The 4064-nt window shown below is 70.0% G+C and carries 4 protein-coding genes; 1 reads left to right on the plus strand and 3 read right to left on the minus strand.

Going from position 1 to position 4064, the window contains the following annotated elements:
* The 3 genes from FVW27_RS09535 to FVW27_RS09545 form a co-directional block, all read right to left on the minus strand.
* Nucleotides 1-958, minus strand: a 958-nt coding sequence (locus FVW27_RS09535) for a glycosyltransferase (protein ID WP_167124642.1), incomplete at its 3' end; no start/stop codon positions are given.
* Nucleotides 958-2142 (minus strand): N-acetylneuraminate synthase family protein, encoded by a 1185-nt coding sequence (locus FVW27_RS09540; protein WP_167124643.1) that lies wholly within the window; start codon nucleotides 2140-2142, stop codon nucleotides 958-960. The genes FVW27_RS09535 and FVW27_RS09540, both read right to left, overlap by 1 nt.
* A complete protein-coding gene (locus FVW27_RS09545) occupies nucleotides 2139-2801 on the minus strand; it encodes a winged helix-turn-helix transcriptional regulator (protein ID WP_167124645.1) in 663 nt (220 codons plus the stop codon). The genes FVW27_RS09540 and FVW27_RS09545 overlap by 4 nt, the downstream gene beginning before the upstream one ends.
* A 602-nt stretch (nucleotides 2802-3403) precedes the next feature.
* On the opposite strand from FVW27_RS09545, the gene FVW27_RS09550 reads away from it, so the two are divergent.
* Nucleotides 3404-4064 (plus strand): hypothetical protein (locus FVW27_RS09550; RefSeq protein ID WP_167124647.1); only part of this gene is annotated, 661 nt, incomplete at its 3' end.

Here is a 4064-nt window from a genome sequence, read left to right on the forward strand (position 1 = left end):
CGCCGTAGGCGGCGGCGATGCGCTCCGGCCGCCAGTGGGCCTCCATCCAGGCCCGCGCGGCGCGGCCGACCTCTTGCGCGTCTGCAGGATGGTCCAGCAGATACCCCAGCACGTGGGCGGCATCCTCCAGCCGCACGTCGACGAACGGGCAGGCCTCGGTTTCCGCCATGCGCGCCAGCACCCGGCGGCAGCGGCCATCCAGATGGGCCAGCACCGGCTTGCCCTGGGCCAGCCCTTCCAGCCCGGTCAGGTGCCAGCTGCCGGTGATCAGGTCGTCCACCACGATGCGGGACAGCCGCTTGGCGGCAAGGGTGGCGGCCAGCGGCGTCTTGTGCACCAGATGCCAGCTTGCCCCGCGCGGCAGGCAGGCGGCGCGCACGGCGGCCTCGGCCTCTGGCCGGGCCTTGGTGTTCCAGCGGTCGGCCCAGGCCGAATGCAGCCGGGTGGGCGACAGGAACACGTCGTGGCGCAGCGGGCCGTGCAGGGCCGGGTCGTGCGGCAGGTGGTCCGCATCGTGGATGGGCAGGGGATTGGGCACCACCCGTGCGCGGGGGTAGCAGCGTTCCTGGAACTGCCCCACCACCAGCGCGGGGATGGGCTGGGCCAGCAGCGCGGCGGGGGTGATGCCCATGCGGCCCGCCACCAGCCCCGGCTCGCTGTGGAACTGGCGGATCACCAACGTGTCCTTTTCCGCCAGCGCCCGGAAATCGATGGGCGCGAAGTGGCGCGAATCCAGGTCCAGATAATTGTGGAAGTGCAGGATGTCGGCTGCTTCCGCCAGTTCGCGGGCAAGGCCTGGCGTTTCGTCGAACACCACGTCCTGCCCGAAGTCCTCGCTGCCGTAGCGCGTCAGGTCCACCAGCCGAGCCGTGCAGCCGGGCAGGTGGGCGTTCAGCGCCCGGACAAGGCGCAACGGCGCCCCCGCCAGCGGGGTGATGGCGAAATGGACGACGCGCATCACGCGGCCCCGGCCTTGCGGCGGATTTCAGGCTCGGCCCCGGACACAGACCCTGCCGCGGGCGGGGCATCCGGAGTGTCCGGCTCGCCCGTCTGCACCGGCATGGCCAGCATGACGGGCAAAAGCTGCCCGTCGCGCGGCAGGTCCACGGTCAGGGAATTGCCGATCACCGCGTCCCACAGTTCCGGCGACAGGCCGTCGCCGGGGCTTTTCACGGTCAGGTCGTCCGGGGCCAGCACGGTGCCCGCCGCCAGGTCGCGCGCGGCCACCAGGCTTTTGCGCAGCTTGACGGCCATGGCCGCCTCGTGCTGGGTGACGCGCTTTTCGGTCACGCCCATGGCCCGCTCCACCTCGCGGATCAACTGGACCAGCATCGCCAGGTCGTCCGGTTCCAGCGAGGCCTGATGGTCGGTGCCGCGCTGGCTGCGGTCAAGGGTGAAGTGGCGTTCCACCAGGCACGCCCCGCGCGCCACGGCGGCCACGCTGGGGCCCAGGCCCCGCTCGTGGCCGGAATAGCCCACGGGCAGGCCGTAGCGCAGGGCCAGTTCGTCCATCACCGGCAGGGCGATGTCCGCCTCGTCGCAGGGGTAGCTGGAATTGCAGTGCAGCACCACCACGCCGCCTCGCCCGGCGGAAAGCTCGGCCACGGCCCGGTCCACCTGCGCAAGGGTGCTCATGCCCGTGGACAGCACCACCGGCAGCCCCAGCGCGGCCATCCGGCGCAGCATGGGCACGTTGACCACGTCGGCGGAGCAGACCTTCAGCAGTTCCACCTTCAGGTCGGCCAGCACGGCAAGGCTGGGCGCGTCCCAGGCGGAGGCGAAAAAGACCATGCCCAGCGATTCGGCCAGTTGCTTCAGTTCCGCGAACTGGGCGGCGGAAAGTTCCAGCGCGTCACGGTGTTCGCCGTAGGTGGTGCCGAAGCTGTTGGGGCCGCCGTAGGCGGCGCGCGCCCCCTCGGTGGTGAGCAGGGCGGAGGTGTCGCGCTTCTGGAACTTCACGGCATCGGCGCCGGCGCGGGCGGCCTCGCGCACCATGCGCCGGGCGGTGTCCATGTCGCCCTGGTGGTTGTTGCCCACCTCGGCCACGACGAAGCACGGGCAGCCGGGGCCGATGCGCCTGCCGGAGGCCAGAGTGATGCAGGGGGCGGCGGTGCCGCCCGCAATGTTGGCGGGTGCGTTCATAACAGCACGACGACCTCCCGCGCCGATTCGGGCATGCCGGGCATGGCCAGCAGCTGTTGCTGGATGGTGCGCTGATGCGCGAACGAGGACACCACCACAGCGTCCACGGCCAGTTGGCCGGGGGCTGCCAGCAGGGCCGCCGGGGGCTGCACGGTGTGCCCGTGGAAGGGGGTGCCGTGCTTGGCGGCATCGTTGTCCACCACCAGGGCCACCTCGAAGGGGGTGCCTTCCAGCGCCGCCAGTACCACTTCGCCCGTTTCGGCGGCGCCGAAGAGGGCAATCCGCAAAGATGCGGTGTGCAGGGGTGCACCGTGCGCGCGCCGTTCCGCCAGCGGTTCCAGCCGCCGCCGCACCAGTTCCTTGATGGAGGCGAACCCGCGCACCATCTCGGCGCAGTACTGCTCCATCATGTTGCGCCGGGCCTCCTGCCCCTTGTCGGTAAGCCGGTAGGCAAAGCTCTTGCGGTTCACCGGGGCGAACTGGACCATGCCCTCGCGGTGCAGTTCCGCCAGGTACTGGTTGACCATGGCGCTGCTGGTGCGGCTGAACCGGGCCAGCTGGGTCTGGCTGAGCCGTTCGTTTTCGGTCAGCGCCTGCACCACGGACAGCAGGCGCAGCTTTTTGGACGGACGGATGTAGTCCTTGCCCTGAAAGAACATGGGGCCCCCGAAAAATCGTTCAGTATGTTTATGATCGATTTTGGCAGGCCAGGGGGGATGTGTCAAGCACAGTGCGAAAAATTCACGGATGGCGGGGCCTGGCGGGGAATGGACCATGCATGCGAGGGGTTGCGCCAAGGGCAGGTGAGCGGGCCAAGGGTATCGAACGTCAGGGCAGGGAACCGACGGGAAGGCCGCCGTCACCGTGCCGACCCGGATCTGTGGCAATACGAACGTCCACACGGAGTGTAGCCGTGCGCCTGTGGCGATGCGGATGCCGCCAGGCTCCGGCGGGGCAGTCGGGTAATGACGGGGTGGTCGGCACCGGCGGCATGGCCCGGCCACGGCACCGGCGTTGCATGCGCGCGGCGCGGCGGCGGATTTTGCCGGGTGCGGAGTGGCGCTGCACCGGCCCCCGTCCCCCGGCCCCCGTTGGGCAGCGGTTGCCCTTGACGCATGGCGGCTTCCGGGGCAGTGCTCATGAACGCGTGGCGCAGGGGCATGGCCCCGCTCGGGGGAGTTCAGGCCGCCGCGAGCGATACATAACGGACGCACGATCATTCGGGGCATGTCACGCGCCAGGGCATGTCGCAGGAGCATCAATGGCATTGTTCGGCAAGAAGGACGAGGAACACGCGGCGAATCTGGTGTTCCAGCAACTGCGCCTTGCGGCGGACCGCCGGGCGCGATTTTACGTGGTGGTGCGCACCCGCGACGGCAAGCAGCATTCGCTGCCGGGGCTCATCGAATCGTACGAAGGTCCCACGCTGCTCATCGACATGTCCAGCGGGGTGCGACTTTCCTCGGCGTGGAAGGGGCAGACGGTGGAATGCTACTTTCGCATCGTGGCCATGGCCCCCCAGCGCACGGAACAGCATTACATGTTCGCCTCGCGCATTCTCGACATCCGCGCCCTGTCCACCGGGCTGATCGTGGAATTGCAAAAGCCCGCCGCCATCGAGTCGGGCCAGCGCCGCCGCAGCGTGCGGGTGCGCCCGGTGCCGGAACTGGTGGGCCTGCTGGAAATGTGGCGTGACGAAGCCCCCGACGACGGCCCGCTGCCGTTGGCGGCGCTGGAAGGGTATCTGCGCATTGCCGGCGTGCCTACCCTGTGCCTGCTTGCGGCAGAAGGGCAGCCCGCGCAGGCGCCTCAGGCCTCGTCAGGCCCGGTGCCGGAATCCGTGGCAGACCCGCAGCCGGGCCTTGTGGACATTTCCGCCGGGGGGCTGCGCGCCTGCATCGCCCCCCGCGCGGGCGAGGACG

The sequence above is a fragment of the Nitratidesulfovibrio liaohensis genome (assembly GCF_011682075.1).
Taxonomy (GTDB): Bacteria; Desulfobacterota; Desulfovibrionia; order Desulfovibrionales; family Desulfovibrionaceae; genus Cupidesulfovibrio; species Cupidesulfovibrio liaohensis.

Bases quoted from the DNA above. Each gene is read 5' to 3' on its own strand.
- FVW27_RS09540 (WP_167124643.1), bottom strand. From the start codon at position 2,142: ATGAACGCACCCGCCAACATTGCGGGCGGCACCGCCGCCCCCTGCATC.
- FVW27_RS09545 (WP_167124645.1), bottom strand. From the start codon at position 2,801: ATGTTCTTTCAGGGCAAGGACTACATCCGTCCGTCCAAAAAGCTGCGC.